The organism is Halorubrum xinjiangense (assembly GCF_049604745.1).
Lineage (GTDB): Archaea > Halobacteriota > Halobacteria > Halobacteriales > Haloferacaceae > Halorubrum > Halorubrum xinjiangense_A.
Genome location: NZ_CP187140.1, coordinates 694,589 through 715,104 on the forward strand (window position 1 = coordinate 694,589; position 20,516 = coordinate 715,104).

Below are 20,516 nucleotides of genomic sequence, written 5' to 3' on the forward strand. Positions count from 1 at the left end.
GGTTTATAGTACCATGGGTACTACTGGCAAGATAAGCTGTCGCGTCGTGGACGGCGACGACCGGCCCCTAGCGGGTCGGGTCGTGGTCGGGGAGCGACGGGGCGGCGACGGGGACCGGATCGGCTACTGGACGACCGGCGACGACGGGGAGTTCGTCCTCGATACGGACGGCGGCGTCGACATCGACGACGTCTCGTTCACGGTCCGGAACCCCGCCGGCGGGGGCGATGCCGAGCCGGTCCGAGGACGAGACCGGCCGGAGGGGAGCGAGACGACGCTTCGCCTGACGGTGAACGCGCGCGACGTGACGCTCCACGGAGGGAGCGAACACCGCGGGATGAACGACGCGGCGTGTACGGCGGCGGGCCCCGTCAGGAGCCACCGATTCCATACCCAGTTCCCGGGGCTCGATCCGTACGAGCGCGACGACGCTTTCCTCCGGACGCTGGGCGGGGCCGACGGCGAGGCGGGCGCGCCGATGATGGAGTCGCCCGACGACCCGGTCGGCGACGCCGAGGTCCCAGCCGGCTACGGGATCTTTGGCCAGTTTGTCGACCACGACATCACGTTCGACCCGACCTCGGACATCGGCCGGCGCAACGACCCGGCGGCGCTTCGGAACTTCCGCACCCCGGCGCTCGACCTCGACTCGCTGTACCGGACGAACGCCGAGGCGGCGCCCTTCCTCTACGACCACGAGACGGACGAGCGCAAACTGCTCACCGGCGAGGCGGCAGCGCCAGACGGGGAGGACGGCGGTGGCCTCTCTGGGCTCCCGGGGACCGACCTCCAGCGTAACGAGCAGGGCGTCGCGGTGATCGGCGACCCGCGCAACGACGAGAACGTCGTGGTCTCCCAGCTCCAACTGGCGTTCGTCAACTTCCACAACCGCGTCGTCGACCACCTGCGCGGCCCCGGCTCGGCGCTCATCGAGGACGACGAGTCCGTCCTCGAGGCCGCACAGCGGCTCGTCCGGTGGCACTACCAGTGGGTCGTGCGGCACGACTTCCTGCCGCGGATCTGCGACCGGTACGTCCTCGACGACATCGAGGAGCGCGGCCGACAGCACTTCGTCCCGCCGGGACGCACGCCCGCGATCCCCGTCGAGTTCGGCGGCGCAGCCTACCGCTTCGGCCACAGCATGATCCGGCACGCGTTCGACGTCAACGAGGAGGTCGGCGAGGTGCCGCTGTTCCCGACCGGGCCCGGGGACGACCGGAACCTCCGCGGCGGCCGCCCCGTCCCGAGCGACCTCGTCGTCGACTGGTCGCGCCTGCTAGACACCGGCGACGGCGACTACCAGCCCGCGCGGAAGACTGAGCCGCTCTTGGCCCCGGCGCTCTTCGACCTCCCGATATCGGGCGACTCGTCGCTCGCCGTCCGGAACCTCCGCCGCGCGAAGGCGCTCGGGATCCCATCCGGCCAGGACGTCGCTGCGCGGATGGGGTACGACCCGATACGCAACGAGGCGTTCGGCGAGGACTCGCCGATCATGAGGACGCTCCGAGCGCACGGCCGCGGCGCCGACCCGCACGCGCCGCTGTGGTACTACGTGCTCGCGGAGGCCGAGTACCAACAGAACGGTGAGCGCCTCGGCGCGGTCGGGAGTCGGATCGTCGCCGAGACGCTCATCGGGCTGATCGAGGCCGATGAGGCGGCCTACCCGAACGCGGCGCCGGACGGCTGGGAGCCGAGCCTCCCCCAGCCGACCCCGACAGACGGGTACACGCTCGCCGACATCACGGCGTACGCGGCGGAGGCGACCCCGGACGGCCTCGTGATCGACGCCGTCGACCCGGGACCGGGGAGCGACCTCGGCGACGGGGCGGGCGGCCCCCTCGACGAGTCGGTGACGCTGCGGAACGCCGCGGACGACCCGATAGACCTGACAGGCTACGTCATCGACCTCGGCGGCCAGCGGGACGACCTCCCCGACGAGACGCTCGCTCCCGACGCGACCCTGACGGTCCACGTCGGCGCCGGCACGGACACCGCGACCGACCACTACCTCGGACGGGGCGCGCCCGCCCTCGACGACGACGGCGAGGTCGTGGCCGTGTACGACCCCGACGGCGAGCGCTCGACGCGGCGGCGGTACGTCGGCTGACCGGAACGCGGACGGCGAGGTCGGCGGTGCCGCGAGCGCTGCGCGCCCCCGACCCCGTCACCGCCCCGCTCCGACGAGCGCGTTCGCCGAGATGACGAGGAACGCGACCCCCGACAGGCCGGCGATAACCGTAAACGACGCGGCCCAGCCGAGAAGGTCCGCGACGAGGCCGACGCCGACGGAGCCCGCCGAGCCGATCACGGTGTAGACGGTCCGGATCAGCCCGAAGCCGGCGCCGCGCTCCTCGTCGCCGAGCGCGTCCATGAAGCGCGGGTCGATCGCCGAGAAAAACGAGGAACCGAGGCCGGCGAGGAACACGACGACCCCGAGGCCGGCGAGCGTCGGGAGTGCGGGGAGCCCGACCGCGGTCGGGAGTTCGACGAGGTCGGGGAGCGCGACCAATCCCCCGAGGCCGAGCGCGCCGCCGAGGAGGGCGGCGGCGATGCTCGCGTCCCGGCCCAGCCGGTCGGAGAGCCGGCCGAGGCCGACCTGTGCCCCGGCACGGACGACGAAGAACGCCGAGAAGACGCCGCCGGCGAACGCGGGCGAGTACCCGCGAAGCTCGACGAGGAACGTCGGGAGGAAGGAGATGACGCCCTGCGCGACGTACGTGCCGAGCGTCGCGACCGCGAGCGGGACGAGGATCTCGCGACGCCCGATCAGTTCGAGCAGGGGCCCGAGCCGGAGCCGCTCGGCCATCGGCTGGTCCGGGCGTCGCGGTTCGGTCGGACGGACCCGCCGGGCGAACAGGACGAAGATGGGGACGCCGACGAGCGCGGCGAGTGCGACGCCGGGGCGCCACCCGTAGCGGACGCCGACCCACGTCGCGGCGACCGGCGCGACGAGCCCGGCGAGCGGGCCGCCGAGCGAGTGGATCCCGACCGCGGTGCCGAGGTCGTCGAACGTCCGCGAGAGCAGCGTGGTCGCGACCGCGTAGTGGAGCCCCGCCGCGAGCCCGAGAAGCACCGCCGCCAGCACGAACGCGGGGAAGACCGGGACGACGGCGAGCAGGAGGCTCATCGCGGTCGTCCCGCCGACCGCGACGAGGATGACGCGGCGCTCGCCGAACCGGTCGGCGAGGATGCCGCTCGGGAACTGCGAGAGCCCGTACGCGAACCACATGCCGGAGAGCGCGACGCCGACCGCCGTGTTCGAAACCTGGAAGTCGTCGATGATCAGGGGGACGACCGGGCTGATCGCCAGCCGGGCGAAGTACGTCACGAAGAAGGCAAGCATGCACAGCGTCAACACCGTGTGGCGGTAGCGCCAGTTCACGCCGACCGCCGCCTCCGCGCCGCCGTGTCCGGTCGGCTCGCTGACGAGGGGCTCCGCACGTCCGTGGCGTCGACTTCGCGGCTCACGTCTCGTCTCGGCCGACTCACGCGACCCCTATAAACCGTCCTCTCGCGGCGAGCGGTCGGGGGATTCACTCCCAGTCCGCGGTCCGCTCCTCGTCCGCAATTCGCTCCCTGTCTGCGATTCGCTCCTCGTCCGCGATTCGCTCCTCGTCCGCGATTCGCTCCCGTTCGGCGAGCCGCTCCGCGATGGCCGCGCCGGCTGTTCGCGGGTCGGCCTCGCGGATCCGCACCGCGTCGCCGACGGAAACGCGACCGGGTTCGACCACGTCACAGCAGAGCCCGCCGCGGTTCCGCAGGGCCGACGCGAGCCCGTCCTCGCTGGCGAGCTCTTCCACGTGCGCGCAGGGGGGCCGACGCCGGGTCGGGCGCAGGACTGCGTCGCCGATCGCGACGGTCGCGTCGAGGAGCGCGTCCATCTCCGCGCCGAACCCGTCGACGACGACGTTCCGGCGGTGCCGGCCGTCACGCACGTCGATACCGGTTTCCTCGCGGACCGCCGCGAGCGCCTCCGCGGCGACGAGGGTGACCGCGCAGGCGTCGAGCTGGAAGTGGCCGTCGCCGCTTCGGTAGCGGTCGCCCGCGACGCCGTCGGGTCGGATCTCGACCGCATCGCGGTGGACGGGCGGCGCACCGCTCTCGGGCGCCGTGACGAGCGCGTCGACTGTGCCGGTCTCGGGGGCGGACCCGTCGGCGGGGTCGTTACCGGAATCGTCGGCCGACATCACGGTCCCCCGAGGAGGTTCGCGTCGCCGGGTCTCAGCCACTCGCGGTGGGCGTAGTAGACGGCGGCGACCGGCGGCGCGGGGAGCGCGACGAGCGCGTAGATCCATTTAAAAACGCCAAGGTCGACGACGTTCCGCTCGGCGAGCGAGAGCGCGTCGAGCAGGATGGTCGCGGTCGCCAGCGGGGCGAGCAGGTAGCCGTGCGCGAAGCCGACGGTCGCGCCGAGCGGCGTCTCGGGCGTCAGGAACGCCCAGTCAAGCGCGTACAGCAGCGTCCAAGCTCCGACGGTCGCCGCGAGCGCGGCGAGCCACGGCCCGTCGAAGCGGCGATCTGGGGGTGCCGATCGGTCTCCCGACCCCTCGTCTGATGCCGTCGATTCTGCGCGCGTGTTCACGGGCGGACTGCGCGCCGGACGCTAATCAACTCCCGGGTGGCCGCGGAGCGGGGCGTTCACGCCTCGTCCGGTTCGTCGAAGGTACCCGCGGTCAGGTAGCGCTCGCCGCTGTCCCAGAAGACCGTGACGACGAGGGGCTCGTCGCCCGCGAACGCCCCGCTCTCGCGGAGTTCGGCCGCGACGTCCTTCGCGGCGAGGTTCGAGGCGCCGGACGACTGGCCGACCAAGATTCCCTCCTCGCGGGCGAGGCGGCGGCACTCGGCCTCGGCGGCTTCGAGCTCGACGGTGTGGACCTCGTCGATCAGGTCGACGTTGAGGTTGGGGGCGACGAATCCCGGCCCCATCCCTTGGAAGCCGTCGACGCTCGGTTCCTCGCCCGAGAGGACGGCGTTATCGGCGGGCTCGACCGCGTCGATCCGGACGTCCGGGAACGCCTCGCGCAGGCGGCGGCCGATCCCGGAGAGCGTGCCGCCGGTGCCGACGCCCGCGACGAACGCGTCGACGGTCCGGTCGCCGACCTGGTCGAGGATCTCGGGCCCCGTCGTCTCGTAGTGCGCACGGGGGTTCGCGGGGTTCTCGAACTGCCGGAGCTGGACGGTGTTCGGGTCTTCTTCGAGCTCGTCGGCGCGCTCCTTCGCGTCGGAGATGTCGCCGTCGACGAGTTCGACGGTCGCGCCGTACGCCTTCATCAGGCGGCGGCGCTCGATCGACTTCCCCTCCGGGATGACGAGGGTGACGTCGTAGCCGCGCGTTGCGCCGACCATCGCCAGCCCGATGCCGGTGTTGCCCGAGGTCGGCTCGACGATGCGGTCGCCCGGCTCGATGTCGCCCGCCTCCTCCGCGGCCTCGATCATGTACAGCGCGGGGCGGTCCTTCGCCGAGCCGCCCGGGTTGCGCGACTCGACTTTCGCCGCCACCGTGGTTCCCGCGGGCGCGTCGACCCGCACCAGCGGCGAGCCGAGCGTCGACAGGATGTCGTCGTCCATTACCCGATCGGAGGCGGTCGCGACCCAAAGGCCCCCCGGACTCCGGCAATCGATGTCGGCCGCGACGGTCGTCTCTGTTTATAAGCCATCTCCCAGCGCTCGAGTTCGTTTATAAATAATGGGTAAAATCCGAGGTAGACACGGTGGCGCGCGTCTCCGAGTGGCCGCCCTCGGCGACCACGAGGAGCGCGTGCGAGGGAGTCAGCCGGCCGGAGCGAAGCGGAGGCCGGCTGACGAGGTTGGGGAGGCGTGAGGTGCTGTGTGGTGCGGACCGGGGCGGGACTCGAAGGGGCAGCCGGGAGGACGGCGCAGGCGACGTAAGCACCGGAAGGAGCGAGCAGCGCGAGCGACTGAGGAGCGTGGTTCGAGACGCCGGAGGCGTCTCGTCATCCCGAAAATCTCCGATTTTCGGGCGACAGCGAGCGTGCGCCGTCCTCCCGGCTGGGGCTTCGGAGGTGTGCGCGACGATCCATTGTTTAAAAACACTCAGATCGACCTAATGCCGGACCATCGGTGCGTTCCCGTCGCGAACGATCAAGACTTCGTCTTGCCACCGACGCGTCGTTTAGGTGCCTCCGCGACCAACGAGTTCCTATGACACTCGAAACGCTCGCGCCCGCCGCCGACCTCGACGCGGACGCGTTCGACGATGCCGTCCTAGAAGCGCTCGCGGCCGACGACTACGTGTTCAAGGTGTGGGGCGGCGACTGGTGCGGCGACTGCCAGCGCCAGCTCCCCGAGTTCGGTGCCGCGCTCGCGGCCGCCGGGGTCCCGGACGACCGGATCGAGGCGTACCCGGTGACGAAGGGACCGAACGGCAAGGAGGGCGAGCTGGTCGAGGAGTACGACATCGAACTGATCCCGACGGTCGTCGTCGAGTCGCCCGACTGCGAGGAGATCGCGCGGTTCGTCGAGGAGGAAGCCGTCTCCATCGCGGCGTACCTGGCCGACCGGCTCGCCGACGTCGAAGCGACTGCCTGACTCGACTCGCGCCGGTCAGTCGTTTTCTGAAGCTCAGTCGTCTTCCGCGTTCACGTCGAACGCGTAGTAGAGCACGGCCATCGTGACGCCCATCGTGACCGCGTAGACCGTCGTCGACGTGTCGAGAACGACGCCGACCGCGAGGACAGAGACCGTCACGATCACGCCGGTAAAGAGGGCGTAGCGCAGCCGGGAGAGCCCGCGCGCCCAGTCGTCTGCTCTGCGGTACAACTGTCGGGGACCAGCCATACCGCATCCTGTCGCACGCGAAACAAGTACCTTCGGGTCGGCTCGGATCAAAAGGCCGAGCGCTCAAGTCGGTTCGGCGTCGACCCCGCGTATGGCACGCGTCACGGTCTGGAACGAGTACCGACACGAGCGCGAGAGCGACGTCGTCGCCGACGTCTACCCCGACGGGATCCACGCCGTCGTCGCGGACGCGCTGGAAGAGGGCGGCCACGAGGTCCGCACCGCGACCCTCGACGAGGGCCCGGACCACGGGCTCACCGAGGCCGTGCTGGACGACACCGACGTGCTCGTCTGGTGGGGCCACGCCGCCCACGACGAGGTGCGCGACGCGGTCGTCGATCGCGTTCACGAGCGCGTCCTCGACGGGATGGGACTGCTGGTTCTCCACTCCGCGCACTACTCGAAGATTTTCAAACGATTGATGGGCACCAGCTGCTCACTGAAGTGGCGCGAGGCCGCCGAGCGCGAGCGGCTGTGGACGATTGAGCCGAGCCACCCGATCGCGGACGGGATCGGCGAGCGGATCGAGCTGGACGAGGCCGAGATGTACGGCGAACGCTTCGATATCCCCGCGCCCGACACGCTCGTGTTCACCTCCTGGTTCGAGGGCGGCGAGACGTTCCGCTCCGGCTGCTGTTACCGTCGCGGGAGCGGGAAGGTGTTCTACTTCCGCCCGGGCCACGAGACGTACCCGATCTACTACGAGGAGGACGTTCGGCAGGTCCTCCGAAACGCGGTCGACTGGGCGGAGCCGGGCGACGGACTCGCGCCCGAGTTCGGCAACGCCGACCCGATCGAGGACATCGACACGAGCGACGACCGCACGGTTCACTAGTTGGAGCTGGCAGTTTACGGGGTAGTTGACAAGAGATCGACGACGAACGGCTCCGAAGCCCTAGCCGCTTGCTTATAAATAGCCGACTCCAGCTCCGCGGCTGAGACCTCCAAAGCCCCAGCCGGGAGGCGGGCGCACGCTCGCTGCGCTCCTCACTCGGTCGCTCACTTCGTTCGCTCCCTCATTGCGGTGCTTACGTCGCCTGCGCCCGCCTCCCGGCTGCCCCTTTGAGTCCCGCCCCGCACCGCACAGCACCTCACGCCTCCCCAGCCTCGTCGCTCCCTACGGTCGCGACTCCCTCGCGCGTGCTCCTCACGCCCTGCGGGCGTTCGGAGGCACGCGCCACCGCCGTCCTTTGTAAACAATCGTCTCCGTCACTCGCTCCGTTTAAATCTCGCATCGTTGTCGCTTTGTAATTCCGACAGAGCCGAAGAAATCGACGAGCCGACGGCTCAACGGTGTAGAGTGACCGCCGCTACGGCGCGGACGTTGAAAGGCGGCCGCCTCACGCGAACGCGAGACGACCGGTTATGTCGCACGCCGGCGGCCGGTCACGTGGGTCTCGACCGCGGCCACTGATAAACCCTCGTTCACGTCGCCGTGTGGACGTGATGTCCGTCAGTCCGGCCGGTGAACCTCGCCGTCGCGCGAGTCGGCGTCCTTCCGCCGGAGCGCGGCGGCCGCGTTGTTCGCGTCGTAGCCGAAGAACACGTCCTTCGCGTACGTCTCGGCCACTTCGGTCGCGTGGATCAGGTCGTCGACGTCGACGTCGACCGCGTACAGCTCCAGCGAGAACGGCGTCTCCGGCGGGGCGCCGTGGAGGTCGTAGTCGCCGCCGAGCCGCGAGCGGAACCCGCGCGCGATCGTCTCCAGCCAGTAGGTCGTCGCGTACTCCGTGTCGTACAGCGGGACGACGAACTCGTCGACGTGCTCGGCGAGCCGGTCGATGTCGAGCCCGGCGCGCTCGTAGAGGTGGTCCGGGTAGGGGTCGGGGTATAACGTGAGCAGGAGGCGATCGGGGACCAGCTCGGCCGCCTCGGCGACGAACTCGGTGATGACGTCCGCGCGCCAGTCGGCGAAGTCGTCCCGGTCGCTCTCGGCGAACCGGCGTTCGCAGCGGTCGCAGTGGCAGAACCCCTCGCGGGGGAACCCGACATCGTCGAGGCGGACGTCGCCGTTCTCGGCCGCGCAGTCCGCGATGATCTCCATGAGGCCCTCGCGGTACTCCGGGTGCGTCGGGCAGATGTACGCCCAGTCGAAGTACTCGCGGTCGCGGGTCGCCGGCTCGCCGCGCTCATCGACCGGGACGAGGTCGTCGTTTTCGCTCGCGGCGGCGTTGTCGCCGAAACACGACACCATGTTCACGGCGTTCGGCAGGGGCTCCGCCGCCCGGCCCGTGACGTCTTTGACCTCGTAGAAGCCGAGGTCGAACGGCTCCATCTCGACCTCGTCGGCGTTGCGCGTGACGACCCCGTACATGGGTCCGGCTACGGGACAGGTCGGTAAAAACGGACGGTATCGGGACGGTCGAGCGCGGACGCGACCGACGCGCGATACGATTCGGATGGCAATGCGACTCGCCGGCCGATGCGGTTCGCGGAGGGCGCGAGCGCGGCGGCGCGCGGTTATTCGACTTCGACCGGCTGCTTGTCGCCGGCGAACAGGAAGTACGCGAGTGCGACCAGCGACAGGACCAAGACGAGCTTCAGTTTCTTGCTCATACGTGACGTGTCGGGCGGCGGGCGCTAAAATCTACCGGAGCCTCGTCGACTGCGGCCGGGATCACCCCGCCGTCAAACGTCGATGTGGTCGGCGATGTCGGCCCGGAGGATCGTCGAGCAGTAGTCGCAGCGGACGCCGTCGGCGACGACGTCGAAGCGGGTCTCGATCGGCTCGTCGGCGTTGGTGATGCAGTTGCGGTTCGGACAGGAGAGTACGCCCGTCACGCCGTCGGGGCGGGTGACGCGGTTCTTCTCGACGACCTCGAAGTCGCGGACGATGTTGATCGTCGCCTCGGGCGCGATGAGCGAGAGCACGTCGACCTCGGACTGCGACAGCTCCCGGTCTTCGACCTTCACGATGTCCTTGCGGCCGAGCCGGTCGGAGGGGACGTTCATCCCGACCGAGACGCCGAATCCCTCGGAGCCGTCGATGCCGAGGATGGCGAGGACGTTCAGCGCCTGTCCCGCCTCGACGTGGTCGATGACGGTGCCGTCGCGGATCTTCGAGACGCGCAGTTCGTGTTCGCTCATCGGTCCACCTCCGTCCCCTCGTCGCCGTCCGGATTCGCGTTCTCCAGGAGGGTGTCGAGCAGCGCCATCCGCACCGGGATCCCGTTGTGTGCCTGTTCGAAGTAGCGCGCGTGGTCGGTCTCGTCGACGTCGGGCGCGATCTCGTCGACGCGCGGGAGCGGGTGCATCACGGTGAGGTCGTCGGCGGCGTCGTCGAGCGTCTCGGCGTCGATCTGATACTCGCCCGCGACGCGGTGGTACTCGTTTTCGTCCGGGAACCGCTCCTTCTGGATCCGGGTGACGTACAGGACGTCGAGCTCGTCGAGGACCGGGTCGAGCTCCTCGTGTTCGCGGATCTGCGCGCCCGTTTCGTGGAGGTCGAAGCGCACGGAGCGGGGGAGCCGCAGCGACTCGGGGCTGATGAAGTGCTGGTTGGCGTCGAACTCCGTGAGCGCGGCCGCCAGCGAGTGGACCGTCCGCCCGTACTTCAGGTCGCCCATGATCCCGATCGTGAGGTCGTCGAGCCCGTGGTCCTCGCGGATCGTGTGGAGGTCGAGCAGCGTCTGGGACGGGTGTTGGCCCGCGCCGTCGCCGGCGTTGACGACCGGGACGTCGACGCGCTCGCCCGCCAGCGTCGCGGCGCCCTCGCTGGGGTGGCGGAGGACGAGGGCGTCGGCGTACCCCTCGATGACGCGGACGGTGTCCGAGAGCGACTCCCCTTTCGACACCGACGAGGAGTCGACGTCGCCCATGTCGATGGTGTTCATCCCGAGGCGCTTGGCCGCGCTGTCGAAGCTCATCCGGGTGCGCGTGCTGGGCTCGAAAAAGCAGAGCGCGAGCACGCGGCCCGCGTGCCGGTCCGCGTAGGCGGCGGGGTCGTCGGCGACCGCTCGGGCCCGGTCGAGCACGGCCTCGATGTCATCCCGCGAGAGCTGGGTCGCGGTGATGAGGTGGTCCTGTCGCATCGTCTGAGATGGGACCCGGCAGTATCTTGAATCCCTCGGCTCGGCCGTCGAAACGGGTGTTCACGTCCGTGCGGATCCCCCCGAACGACGGTTTCGAGATTCGCAGAACGCGGTGATCGTTCACACGCTCGGCGGCCACCGACACCCGTCCACGCTTATAAACCGATCCGGGCCAAACGACGGACTATGTCTGAGAACGATCCGGCCGATCTGCTCCCGAACGACCGCGTGAAGCAGGCCGCCCTCGACGGCGAGGTGACGCAGCTCCACCGCGGGAACCGGTACGGCGAGGAGGGCGACACGTTCGAGATCGACGGCGTCGCCTTCGAACTGACCGAGGTCACCGAGCGCACGCTCGGCGACATGACCGACGAGGACGCGAAGCGCGAGGGGTCGCCGTCGCTCGAGGCGTACAAAGAGCGGATGGTCCACGCTCACGGCGGGAACTTCGACTGGGACGACGACGCCGATGTGGTGCGGCACCGCTTCGAGCGCGTCGAGTAGGGCGCCGCCTCGCGCGGTCGGTGCGCCCGCGAGTTCGGATCTGGAACGTGTCACGCCGTGTGACCGTATCCCATTATTTATACTGTAGGATACTGGATACGGCGTGTATGGCAGCGAGTGACGAGGCTGGCATCATCGAACGTATCGGATTTCGAATGTCTGAGGCCGTCGAACGGTGGATGCCAAGCCCGTTCGTCTTCGCCATTCTGTTGACGTATATCGTCTACGTGGCCGGGCTGATCGCCACCGATTCGGGGCCGGTAGAACTGTTGGAGTTCTGGTACGGCGGGTTCTGGGCGTTCCTCGGGTTCTCGATGCAGATGGTGCTCATCCTGATGACCGGGTTCGTCATCGCGTACCACCCGCGGGTCAACGCGATCCTCCAGCGGCTCGCCGAAATTCCGAACTCCGGCGCGCAGGCCGCCGCGTTCGTCGGCTTCATCTCGATGTCGCTGGCGTGGGTCCACTGGGGGTTCAGCCTCATCATGGGTGCCATCTTCGCCCGCGAGATGGGGAAGGTCGCCCACAAGAAGGACATTACCATTCACTATCCGTTGCTGGCGGTCGCCGGCTACATGGGGCTCGGCCTGACGTGGCACTGGGGCATCTCCGGCTCCGCGCCGCTCCAACTGACCGACGCGAACAACATCGGTGAGGGGACCGGGTTCGACTTCATGACGTCGACGGTGCCGGCCGCCGAGACCATCTTCCACCCGTACGCGCTCACACTCACCGTGCTCTCGATCGTCTTCGCGAGCGCCGTGCTGTACGTCCTCGCGCCCTCGGGGAGTCGCGCGAAGGGGATCACCGAGTACGTCGACGAGTCCGAGTTGTTCGATTCGCCGGCGGACGGGGGACGCGCAAGCGACGACGCGGCCACCGATGGCGGCACCGACGCCGCCGACGCCGCGGACCCGGTCGACGAGCCGCCGGCGGAGGTCGCCAACGTCCCCGCCGAGCGGCTAAACAACAGCCGGATTATCGGCGGGCTGGTCGCGCTCTCGGGGGTCGCCATCCTCGCCGTCCAGTTCGCCGGGCAGGGGCTCGGCGCGTTTACGCTGAACGCGGTCAACTTCGGCTTCCTCTTCGCCGGCCTGCTCATCTACCAGCGCCCGGCGTACTACCGCGACCGGTTCAACGACGCCGCCGGGGCCGCGGCCGGCATCGTCCTGTTGTTCCCCTTCTTCGCCGGCATTCAGGGGATCATGGCCAGTTCCGGGCTGGCGCTGTTGCTCGCCGAGGGGCTGCTCAGCGTGTCGACGGCGGCGACGTACCCCGTGGTCGCGTGGATCGTCGGCTCCGTCGCGAACCTGTTCGTCCCCTCGGGCGGCGGCGAGTGGCTCGTCGTCGGCCCGTCGGTGCTTCAGGCCGCCCAGGAGCTCGGTGTGCCCTACGGGCAGGCCACCATCGCGTACGCGGTCGGCGACGCGCACACGAACCTGCTGAACCCGTTCTGGGCACTCCCGCTGCTCGCGATCACGAACGTGAAGGCGCGCGAGATGTTCGGCTACGCCATCGCGATGCTGATCGCGCTGATCCCGTTCCTCGCGATCGCGCTGTACGCGGTGCCGTACTGAGGGCGAAGGGGTTCGGCTCCGTCGAACGGATCGCAAAAAGGTATTTACCGTTTTCGAGGAGACACCCGCGCATGGCGCCCTCCAGACAGACGCCAGACACCCGAACGGTATCGGCAATCCTGATAGGACTGCTCGCGCTCGGAGTCGCCCTCCTCGTCGCGAACGTCCCCGGGTCCCCGCTTCGAGGCTCGAACCTCCAGCTGTTCGCCGTCTTCATCCTCCCGCTCGCGATCTCGCTGGTCGCGTACGTCCGGTTCGCAAAGGCGGTCGTTTGGTGGGAGATCGCACTCTTGGCCGTCTGGGGAGCGGTCAGTCTCGCCGTTTCGGTCTTCGTCGGGTTTCTGGCGACGATGGGAACGCCCGGCGGTTACCCCGGTGCCGGAGCCGAGCTTCTCCGGAACGTCGCGATGTTCCTCGCGACGACGCTCGGACTGAGCGTCCCCTACGGTCTCGCGGGGGCGTTCCGTCGCGAACACCCCCGTCGAGCCGTCGCGAGCGCCCTGCTCGCTTTCGTCGGCGTGTTCGCCCTGTTCAACGCCGTCGCTGTCGCGATGTAGGTTCGCGGATCCGATCGGCGGACGGTTCAGCGAGTCGTCGAGGAGGATTCGAGAGGTCGCGCGCGCCGGACACCGAGACGGAACGTACGGAAGCGGACAGGTATCAAAGATTACATACCGGGCATGCGACGGTGTCATCGCGACACGGCGCGCCTGCCATGGAGTTCACAACGGAAGCACACGTCGACGAATACGTCATCGACAGCGAGAACACGGGGGTGTTCGCCGCGTCCGACGGGGAACTCACGTACACCCGATCGGATGAGGACGCCGCGGTCTCGATCCCCGTCAGCGAGGCGAACAGCGTCGAGTTCGGCCGGGACACCAGCCTCCGCCGGCACGCGTTCCTCGGGCTGTTCTTCCTCGTCCTCTCGCTCGTCCTCACCGTCGGAACGGCCGTTCTCGTCTATCAGGGACAGGTCGAGACCCGGACTGAAATCGCGCTCGTCGGGTTCCTGTCGCTGTTCGCGGTCGGCGGCTGGAACACCACCTACGAGTTCCTGTCTCACTCGGAGCGCGACGTGATCGACGTGTACATCGCCACCGACGCGGAGACCCACGTCCTCTGCGGCGAGATCCGGGACACCGAGTTCGTCGACGCGTGCGGGGAGCTCATCGAGTCCGAGATCCCCACGACGAACCGAAACCCGAGGCTCGAAGCTGAACTCGACTGATCCGTCCGGGGCGTCTCGCACGGCGTCGGCGGAGAAAGGGGTTCGAGGCGGCCGATGCGGAGGGCCGCCTTCTCAGTCGTCGTCCGCGGCCGCGCCGTCCTCGGCGGAGACCGCTTCGTCGTCCTCGATGCTCGGCGGGTACTTCCCGCGGTCGAGCTTCAGGTCGGACTGTGGGCGGGCCATACAGGTGAGCGCGAACTCCTCGGCCTCCTCGTCGGTGAGGCCGCGGGCCGCGGGCTGGGTCACCTCGCCCTCGACGATCTCGGCGGAACAGGCGAGACACATCCCGACGCGGCAGGAGTACTCCTGGGCGATCCCCTCGTCGAAACAGGAGCTGAGGATCGTCTCCGTGTCGGTCACCTCGATCGTCTCGCCGGTGCCGACGAACTCGACGGTGTACTCGGTCATGGCGCCGAGTACCCGCCGACCGGTCAAAAAGGGTTCCCCTCTATCTCGTCGCCGTCGCGGGGACGGAAGAGTAAATCGAAGGCGGGTGTCGGGGCATTTCTAGTTGGTGTGGTTCTGCCGTTAGCGGGTGGGTAAACACCGCCAAAGCCCCAGCCGCTCGTTTATAAATGGTTGATACCGGATCGCCGGAGAACGTCGCCAAAGCCCCAGCCGGGAGGAGACCGTACGCTCGCTGCGCTCCTCGCTCAGTCACTCCGTTCCTTCGCTGCGGTGCTTGGCGTCGCCTACGATCTCCTCCCGGCTGCCCCTTTGAGTCCCACCCGACCGCAACCGCACCACAGCCTCACGCCTCCCCAGCCTCGTCAGTCGCCTCCGCTTCGCTCCGGCGACTGACTCCCTCGCGCGTGCCTCCGAACGCCCTGCGGGCGTTCGGAGGCACGCGCCACCAAGTCCTGTTATGTACTCACCACTCCCTCTCACTCATCGCAACGACTAATCCCCCGCCGGACGCTTCCCGAGGTATGACCGGCAAGGCCACCGCGCGAGCCCACCCGATCCAGGGGCTCGTCAAGTACCACGGGATGCGCGACGAGGAACTGCGGCTCCCGTACCACGACAGCATCAGCCTCTGTACCGCCCCGACAGCGACGACCACGACCGTCGAGTGGCAGCCCGACGCGAGCGAGGACGCCTACGTCATCGGCGGCGAGGAGGTCGACGGGCGCGCGGCCGAGCGCATCGATATGGTCGTCGACCACGTCCGCGAGCTGGCCGGCGTCGACGCCGCCGTGCGGCTGGAAAGCGAGAACTCCTTCCCGTCGAACATCGGCTTCGGCTCCTCGTCGTCCGGGTTCGCGGCCGCCGCGCTCGCGCTGGTGGAGGCCGCGGGGCTCGATATGTCGCTCCCCGAGGTCTCCACCGTCGCCCGCCGCGGCTCCTCCTCGGCCGCCCGGGCCGTCACGGGCGCGTACTCGCGGCTCGACGCCGGCCTCAACGACGAGGACTGCCGCTCCTACCGCCTCGACGTGGGCGTGAGCGAGGACGACTTCGACCCCGAGGAGGACCTCCGAATCGTCGCCGCGCACGTCCCGGCGTATAAAGAGACGGAGGAGGCCCACCGCGAGGCCGCCGCGAGCCACATGATGCAGGCGCGGACCGCGCACGTCCAAGACCAGCTGGTCGAGATGACGGACGCGCTCCGCGACGGCGACTTCGACCGGATCTTCGAGACGGCGGAGCACGACTCGCTCTCCCTGACGGCCACGACGATGACCGGCCCCGCGGGGTGGGTGTACTGGCAGCCCGAAACGATCGCTGTGTTCAACGCGGTCCGCGAGCTCCGGGAGGAGGGCGTCCCCGTCTACTTCTCGACGGACACCGGCGCGTCGGTGTACGTGAACACGCTCGCCGACCACGTCGACGAGGTCGAGAGCAGAATCAGCGAGATTGGCATCGATACCGACGTCTGGGAGGTCGGCGGCCCGGGGCGCGTCCTCGACGAGAGCGAGGCGCTCTTTTAAATTAACGAGCGGCGTGGCGGCATCGCCGTCGCCGGCGGCTTCGGCGGTAGGTCCGACCCGAAATTCCAGCGAAGCGGGAAAGAGAATCCGTGGTTCGGTCGTCTCAGTACGGCAGCACGCTGGTCGCGGTGCCGAGAAGCGACACGCCGATCGCGAGCACCTGCGCGACGAAGAACGCCTTCGAGGAGGCCCACCCGAAGTACAGCAGCGTCGCCATTGGGACAAGCCCGATCACCGACGGCCAGAACCCCATCGTGAACAGGATCGCGAGGAAGCCCGTCGTCACGAGGATGAGCACGTCCATCCCGAGCGAGACGAGGTTCCGTCGCCGGAGCTCCTCGGGGTCGAACATCTGCGCTAACGACCCGCGCCGCTCCCCTCGGTCGTCCGCGGTCGACGTCGACTCCATTGTCAGTCGTTAAGCGTCTCCTGGTGGGCGTCGTCGAGGGAGCTGATGATCTCCTCGGTCGGGGTGTCGGGCGTGGCCCACAGCCCCTTGAGCACCGACCAGAACTCCTGCTGGAACGGGTTCCCGAGCGCGTCGTCGAGGTCGGGCACGACCGTCACCTCGGCGGCGAGGTCCGGCAGGTTCGCCATGACCTCGATATCGTAGGCGTCGTCCGGCACCTCGGTGTTGGAGGCGATGAACCCGCCGTCCTCGACCCACACCTGCTGGCCCTCGGCGGAGACGAACGAGCTCAGGGCCTCGCGGGCGGCGTCGACATTGTCCGAGTACTTCGGGACAGTGAACCAGTTGACCGACGAGGAGATCCCGTCGACGCCGGGCAGCCGGAACACGCCGAGGTCCGACGGGTCCTCGACCGCGTCCTGTGCCGGCGTGAACGAGCCCATGAAGTACAGCGGGAGGCTGTTGTCCCAGAAGTACTCGTACTGGACGCCGAAGTCGCGCGTCTGGCTGAAGTACCCCTCCTCGTGGAGCATTTTGATCTCGTCGAACGCCGTCGCGACCCGGTCGTCGGTCATGGAGGCGTCGCCGTCGATGAGCCCCTGCTGGAGCGAGGCGCCGTCCTCCTGTCGCATGAAGAAGCCCTCGGTGATGTCGCTGAGGGGCCAGCCGGTACCGTTCCCGGAGGCGATGGGCGCGTCGACGCCCTCGATCCCCGAGATGTCGTCGAGCAGGGTCATGAACTCGTCCCAGCTCTCCGGCTCGGAGAGGCCGTGCTCGTCGAAGAACGACTGCCGGTACCAGAAGCCGGGCTTGAGGTCCATCTTGAACGGCGCGGCGTACACCTCACCGTCGACGGTGACTCGCGACGGGTCGACCGCGAAGTTGTCGGCGTCCCACGCGTCGCCGACCGGCGCGAGGTGGCCGTTTTCGGCGTCTGAGATGATCCGCGCCGGCGAGGGCATCACGACGATGTCCGCGGAGGCGACGCCGGACTCGTAGTCCATCAGAGTCCCGGTGAGCAGGCTGTCGGTGTCGCGCGGGAAGTACTCGAGGCTCATGCCCGTCGACTCCTCCACGAAGTCCATCACCTTGCTGAACGACTCCTGCTCGCCGCCGGACCAGACGCCCGTGACTTCGAGGTTGTTACTCCCGCCGTCGGAACCGTCGCTGCCGTCGGAGCCGTCGGAGCCATCTCCGCCGTCGCCACCGTTGCCGGAGCAGCCCGCGAGCGCAACGCTCCCGAGCACCGACGCGGTGCCGGTCGTCTTCAGTACGTCCCGCCGCGTAGTACAGGATCGATCATCGGACATGTCGTCCCAACCCACTCGGCCCAGTTACTTCAAATTTGGTTATTAATTACCGCTATAGTTACTAATCTCAACCGATCGATGACGAAACCCGACCACGGCTATTTATGGATGTATCGGGCGGTAGTGGAGGATATGACCGATAGAGCCGACTCTGATCCCGACACGTCGGGCCGCCCGAATCTCGTCCTTGTTCACTGTCACGACCTCGGTCAACACCTCGGCTGCTACGGGGCCGACGTCGACACGCCGAACATCGACCGGATCGCGGCCGACGGCGCCCGGATGGCGAACAGCTTCTGTACGGCCCCGCAGTGCTCGCCGAGCCGGTCCAGCATGATGACGGGTTACTACCCCCACGAGAACGGCGTCATGGGGCTCGCGCACATGGGCTGGGCGCTCGGCGACGACTGGGAGACCCTCCCGAAGCGCCTCCGCTCGGCCGGGTACGACACGGCCCTGCTCGGCTTCCAGCACGAGGTCCCCGACGAACCAGAGCGGCTCGGCTACGACTACGTCGACAGCGGGACGAAGCGCGCGCTCGAACTCGTCGATGTCGTCGACGACTTCTTCGCCGAGCGCGCGGACGACGACGAGCCCTTTTTCGTCTCCATCGGCATCGAGGAGCCGCATCGCCCCTTCCGCCGGGAGTATCTCCCGGAAGAGACGTACGAGGGTGCCGACCCCGAGGCGGTCGACCTCGACGATTTCCCGTACCTTCCCGACGAACCGGGCGTTCGCGAGGACGCCGCCGACCTCGCGGCCCTGATCGAGGAGGTCCTCGACCCGGCGGTGGGTCGCTACCGTGAGTCGCTCGCGGACCACGGGCTGGCCAAAGAGACCGTCTTCGTGTTCACGACCGACCACGGACTGGCGATACCCCGCGCGAAGGGGACCTGCTACGATCCGGGGATCGAGACTGCGCTCTTACTCCACCAGCCGGGCGCCGTCGAGGGCGGCGCAGTCCACGACGCGCTCGTCACCAACGCCGACTTCACGCCGACGATGCTCGACCTGCTCGGGATCGACCCGCCGACGGACGTCTCGGGCGAGTCGTTCGCGCCGCTGCTCCGGGGGGACCCGCACGACGAGCGCGACCGGATCTTCGCCGAGATGACGTGGCACGACCGCTACAACCCGATCCGCGCGATTCGGACGGAGCGGTACAAGTACGTCCGGAACTTCTCCGTGCTGCCGAAGGTGTTCGTCCCGATGGACGTCGCGCCGACAGCCTCCGGCCGAGCGGTCCACGAGGAGTTCCACGTCCCGCAGCGCCCGACCGAGGAGCTGTACGATCTCGAGGCCGACCCGCACGAGTCGGAGAACCTCGCCTCGGACAAGAAGCCGTTCGAGCCGGCGGCCGAGGCGAGCGACCCGGACCCGGCCCACGTCGACGCCCTCGACCGACTGCGCGACGAACTGGAGACGTGGATGGCGTCGACCGACGACCCGCTGCTCGACGGCCCCGTGCCGTACCCGGACGTGGAGTGAGCCGCCAGACGGTGGTGTGAGGCGCCGACCGGACTCGGTGATTTTTAAGCACCGAAGTAGTTAATCTATCGTCATGGACACCGAGGAACTCCTGGAGACGCTCCAGGCCGCGGACCTCTCTTACTATCAGGCGAACGCGTACGTCACGCTGCTCGAACTGGGGACCGCCTCCGCGACCGAGGTCGCGCAGGCCAGCGACGTGCCCGATGCGCGGATCTACGACGTGCTCCGCGACCTCGACGACTTCGGGTACGTGGAGCTGTACGAACAGGAGACGTTCCAGGCGCGCGCGACGGACCCCGAGACAATCGTCTCCGGGCTCACCGACCGCGCGACCGCGCTCGAGTCGGCCGCTGAGGAGATCGAGGAGCGCTACGAGCGACCGACGCTGGACACCCAGACGGTCAGCATCGTCAAGCGGTTCGACACCGTGCTTGAGGCGGCGCGGACGTTCGTCCGCGACGCGGACACCCAGATCCACGCGACGCTCACCCGCGACCAGTTCGACGCGCTTCGGGGCGACTTGGTAGACGCCCGCGACCGCGGCGTCACGGTCAACGTCACGATGCTCGCCCGCGACGGCGACGAGCCGCTCGACGACGCCGACTACGAGGGCGCCGTGAGCGTCGCACACCGGCTCTCTCGGCCCGCCCCGTTCGTGCTCACCTCCGACCTCCGGCGCACGGCGTTCGCGCCGAACCCCGCGGCGGTCGAGGACTACGGCCTCATCCTCCGCAACCGGTCGTTCACCTACGTCTTCTTCTGGCACTCGCTGCTTTTCATGTGGCTCCCCTCGCCCGTCGCGTACGAGGCCGACGCGGCGGGCCCGAAGCGGTACGCCGACATCCGGCAGTTCCTGCTCGAGAACCGCGACCTGATTCGCGGAGACGAACCCCTCCGCGTCGAGATCGAGGGGCGCGAGACCGACAGCGACCGGTCCGTGACCATCTCCGGGGAGGTCGTCGACGCCGAAAACCTCTCCGAGGGCGACGGCGACGAGGACGGCGCCCCGTCCGTGTTGGCGCTGACGGGCACCGCCTCCATGGTCGTCGACGACGGGGAGAAGCGGTGGACCGTCGGCGGGTGGGGCGCGACCTACGAGGAGGTGGAGGCGAACCGGATCGAGGTGATGGGCGCCGGCGCCGAGCTCGGCGCCGAACCGGCGGAGTGACGCCGGACGGGACCACCGACTGACCTCGATCGGGTCGGCCTCGTCCGGCGGCAGCGCGACGATCGGATT

General features: G+C 68.8%; 21 protein-coding genes. 10 read left to right on the forward strand and 11 right to left on the reverse strand.

What is annotated here, in order from left to right:
* Nucleotides 1-46 precede the first annotated feature (46 nt).
* Complete coding sequence (locus ACOZ35_RS04485; protein ID WP_424016028.1) at nt 47-2,107, forward strand: peroxidase family protein; 2,061 nt, start codon at nt 47-49, stop codon at nt 2,105-2,107.
* Nucleotides 2,108-2,164: 57 nt separating this feature from the next.
* On the opposite strand, the gene ACOZ35_RS04490 is transcribed toward ACOZ35_RS04485, so the two are convergent.
* The 4 genes from ACOZ35_RS04490 to ACOZ35_RS04505 form a co-directional block, all read right to left on the reverse strand.
* Complete coding sequence (locus ACOZ35_RS04490; protein WP_424015257.1) at nt 2,165-3,382, reverse strand: MFS transporter; 1,218 nt, start codon at nt 3,380-3,382, stop codon at nt 2,165-2,167.
* Nucleotides 3,383-3,533: 151 nt separating this feature from the next.
* On the reverse strand, nt 3,534-4,187 hold the full coding sequence (locus tag ACOZ35_RS04495) for an MOSC domain-containing protein (protein WP_424015258.1): 654 nt from the start codon (nt 4,185-4,187) through the stop codon (nt 3,534-3,536).
* A complete protein-coding gene (locus ACOZ35_RS04500) occupies nt 4,187-4,582 on the reverse strand; it encodes a hypothetical protein (RefSeq protein WP_424015259.1) in 396 nt (131 codons plus the stop codon). The genes ACOZ35_RS04495 and ACOZ35_RS04500 overlap by 1 nt, the downstream gene beginning before the upstream one ends.
* A 56-nt stretch (nt 4,583-4,638) precedes the next feature.
* Nucleotides 4,639-5,568, reverse strand: a complete 930-nt coding sequence (locus ACOZ35_RS04505; protein WP_424015260.1) for a PLP-dependent cysteine synthase family protein — start codon at nt 5,566-5,568, stop codon at nt 4,639-4,641.
* A gap of 594 nt (nt 5,569-6,162) precedes the next feature.
* On the opposite strand from ACOZ35_RS04505, the gene ACOZ35_RS04510 reads away from it, so the two are divergent.
* Complete coding sequence (locus ACOZ35_RS04510) at nt 6,163-6,549, forward strand: TlpA family protein disulfide reductase (RefSeq protein WP_424015261.1); 387 nt, start codon at nt 6,163-6,165, stop codon at nt 6,547-6,549.
* Between the two features lie 33 nt (nt 6,550-6,582).
* Here ACOZ35_RS04510 and ACOZ35_RS04515 read toward each other — a convergent pair whose 3' ends face one another.
* On the reverse strand, nt 6,583-6,798 hold the full coding sequence (locus ACOZ35_RS04515) for a hypothetical protein (protein ID WP_424015262.1): 216 nt from the start codon (nt 6,796-6,798) through the stop codon (nt 6,583-6,585).
* Nucleotides 6,799-6,889: 91 nt separating this feature from the next.
* On the opposite strand from ACOZ35_RS04515, the gene ACOZ35_RS04520 reads away from it, so the two are divergent.
* Nucleotides 6,890-7,633 carry a ThuA domain-containing protein gene (locus ACOZ35_RS04520; RefSeq protein ID WP_424015263.1) on the forward strand — a complete coding sequence of 248 codons (744 nt, stop codon included), beginning with the start codon at nt 6,890-6,892 and terminating at the stop codon, nt 7,631-7,633.
* Nucleotides 7,634-8,251: 618 nt separating this feature from the next.
* On the opposite strand, the gene ACOZ35_RS04525 is transcribed toward ACOZ35_RS04520, so the two are convergent.
* The 3 genes from ACOZ35_RS04525 to pyrB form a co-directional block, all read right to left on the reverse strand.
* The gene (locus ACOZ35_RS04525) at nt 8,252-9,112 is read right to left on the reverse strand and encodes a hypothetical protein (protein WP_424015264.1); all 861 of its coding nucleotides are present in this window, start codon (nt 9,110-9,112) and stop codon (nt 8,252-8,254) included.
* Between the two features lie 314 nt (nt 9,113-9,426).
* A complete protein-coding gene (gene pyrI / locus ACOZ35_RS04530) occupies nt 9,427-9,885 on the reverse strand; it encodes an aspartate carbamoyltransferase regulatory subunit (RefSeq protein ID WP_004595636.1) in 459 nt (152 codons plus the stop codon).
* Nucleotides 9,882-10,829 (reverse strand): aspartate carbamoyltransferase, encoded by a 948-nt coding sequence (gene pyrB / locus ACOZ35_RS04535; RefSeq protein ID WP_424015265.1) that lies wholly within the window; start codon nt 10,827-10,829, stop codon nt 9,882-9,884. The genes pyrI and pyrB overlap by 4 nt, the downstream gene beginning before the upstream one ends.
* 186 nt (nt 10,830-11,015) lie before the next feature.
* Here pyrB and ACOZ35_RS04540 point away from each other — a divergent pair, with 186 nt between their 5' ends.
* The 4 genes from ACOZ35_RS04540 to ACOZ35_RS04555 all read left to right on the forward strand — a co-directional run bounded on the left by ACOZ35_RS04540 (nt 11,016) and on the right by ACOZ35_RS04555 (nt 14,141).
* A complete protein-coding gene (locus tag ACOZ35_RS04540; protein ID WP_424015266.1) occupies nt 11,016-11,333 on the forward strand; it encodes an ASCH domain-containing protein in 318 nt (105 codons plus the stop codon).
* A gap of 107 nt (nt 11,334-11,440) precedes the next feature.
* Nucleotides 11,441-12,910, forward strand: coding sequence for a short-chain fatty acid transporter (locus ACOZ35_RS04545; RefSeq protein WP_424015267.1), 1,470 nt, complete (start codon nt 11,441-11,443; stop codon nt 12,908-12,910).
* 71 nt (nt 12,911-12,981) lie between these two features.
* Nucleotides 12,982-13,467: a hypothetical protein gene (locus ACOZ35_RS04550; protein ID WP_424015268.1), complete on the forward strand. Its 486-nt coding sequence runs from the start codon at nt 12,982-12,984 to the stop codon at nt 13,465-13,467.
* Between the two features lie 158 nt (nt 13,468-13,625).
* Nucleotides 13,626-14,141, forward strand: coding sequence for a hypothetical protein (locus tag ACOZ35_RS04555; protein WP_424015269.1), 516 nt, complete (start codon nt 13,626-13,628; stop codon nt 14,139-14,141).
* Between the two features lie 72 nt (nt 14,142-14,213).
* Here the strand turns inward: ACOZ35_RS04555 and ACOZ35_RS04560 are convergent, their stop codons facing one another.
* Nucleotides 14,214-14,549 carry a 2Fe-2S iron-sulfur cluster-binding protein gene (locus ACOZ35_RS04560; protein WP_424015270.1) on the reverse strand — a complete coding sequence of 112 codons (336 nt, stop codon included), beginning with the start codon at nt 14,547-14,549 and terminating at the stop codon, nt 14,214-14,216.
* 521 nt (nt 14,550-15,070) lie between these two features.
* On the opposite strand from ACOZ35_RS04560, the gene mvaD reads away from it, so the two are divergent.
* A complete protein-coding gene (mvaD, locus tag ACOZ35_RS04565) occupies nt 15,071-16,069 on the forward strand; it encodes a phosphomevalonate decarboxylase MvaD (protein WP_424015271.1) in 999 nt (332 codons plus the stop codon).
* A 103-nt stretch (nt 16,070-16,172) separates the two neighbouring features.
* Here the strand turns inward: mvaD and ACOZ35_RS04570 are convergent, their stop codons facing one another.
* The gene (locus tag ACOZ35_RS04570) at nt 16,173-16,478 is read right to left on the reverse strand and encodes a hypothetical protein (RefSeq protein WP_424015272.1); all 306 of its coding nucleotides are present in this window, start codon (nt 16,476-16,478) and stop codon (nt 16,173-16,175) included.
* A 2-nt stretch (nt 16,479-16,480) separates the two neighbouring features.
* On the reverse strand, nt 16,481-17,725 hold the full coding sequence (locus ACOZ35_RS04575) for an ABC transporter substrate-binding protein (RefSeq protein ID WP_424016029.1): 1,245 nt from the start codon (nt 17,723-17,725) through the stop codon (nt 16,481-16,483).
* A gap of 195 nt (nt 17,726-17,920) precedes the next feature.
* Between ACOZ35_RS04575 and ACOZ35_RS04580 the strand changes: the two genes are divergently transcribed.
* Both ACOZ35_RS04580 and ACOZ35_RS04585 read left to right on the forward strand, forming a co-directional pair.
* Nucleotides 17,921-19,276: a sulfatase family protein gene (locus tag ACOZ35_RS04580; protein ID WP_424015273.1), complete on the forward strand. Its 1,356-nt coding sequence runs from the start codon at nt 17,921-17,923 to the stop codon at nt 19,274-19,276.
* A gap of 73 nt (nt 19,277-19,349) precedes the next feature.
* Entirely contained in the window at nt 19,350-20,447 is a 1,098-nt protein-coding gene (locus tag ACOZ35_RS04585; protein ID WP_424015274.1) for a TrmB family transcriptional regulator, read from the forward strand.
* Nucleotides 20,448-20,516: the final 69 nt, after the last annotated feature.